This window comes from Oleiphilus sp. HI0061 (assembly GCF_001635675.1).
In genome coordinates, this window is sequence record NZ_LWFE01001627.1 from 1 (window position 1) to 1,133 (window position 1,133).

Annotated in this window: 1 pseudogene; it reads right to left on the reverse strand. The window is 46.8% G+C overall.

The annotated features are described in order from the left end of the window. Positions 1 to 1,133: pseudogene (locus tag A3735_RS31405) on the reverse strand (C4-dicarboxylate ABC transporter); the annotation flags it as partial.

The window sequence follows — 1,133 nt, forward strand, 5'->3', positions numbered from 1 at the left end:
TCATCACTCAAGACTTCTTTGTTGAGAATGGCAATACCGATTACCAACAGGCAGGGCCTTAATACAACGCCTGAGCTTCCGGTCATTGCGGTGACCGCCAGTGCAAGCTGACGCCGAGTACCAACACGCCTCAACTCCTGATAAACCACAGCACCCATGGCAATAATGATAATACCTGAGGCCCCTGTATAAGCAGTTGGTACAGCCATTAATGCGATGGCGATGCAGGCCAGTATTTCAGGGGGAAAGTTCCAGGGTTTAAAGACATCAAAAAGCTTCGCGCCAAGCAAGGTCTCTTTAAGCAGCATTCCGACCCATATATAGAGAGCGATCGTCAGATGTAGATTAGTCAGTTGGAATATCTGAGTAAAGTACATGCTGATGCCAGGAGCATGCTCTTCGTTGACAAAAAAATGATACGCAGCTGCCAGAAGCATCCAGGTTTGAATGGGAACTGTAAGCACCATTCTAAAGGGAGAAGTGTTTTGTTTACTTAGGTGCCGGGTTTTAAAAAGCTTGATGAAACTCACTAGACTTAGCACGGCGCTACCGACAATAAGCGTAGCAAGGAGTTCGGGTGAACTAAGGCTTGCTCCAGCGTCTTCTGCGTCCTTATAAAATCGATAGCTGGAATAAAACAAGCTCAGTGCCGCGAGTGTTTGCGCAGCATAAGAAAAGTAGTGTTCATGCTTGTTTCGAATGCCTCTGAAGGCAATATGCTCATTGCGCCAGGTTGCGTAGGTGGCACATAGGAGTAGCAGGATGATCAGCATGGATTTTTGCTGGTTAATTGAAAATAAGCTGATTTGAGCGAAGGAAGCTTCGATGCTCGCGAAGGCTCTAACCCAAATGTCTGTTTGCGCCAGGTAGGTTTGTGCCGCTTGGTGTTTACTTTGGCAGACCTTAACTTGCTTTAGTAGAGAGCTACGTGCAGCATCGCGGTTAAACTCGTCAGCGAGCAGCTCAAAGTCCTGGTTCTCGGCATTGAATTCGCGCTCAAGTTCATCCAGTTGCAGCTCTATATCAGGCTTTGGGTTGCATTCAGGCTTAGGCTCTTCTCCACGTAGAATGAAGTAGTCATCCCACAGATAAATTCCTAGTTTGAGCATTTGTGCATTAATGTTTTCGCTGGT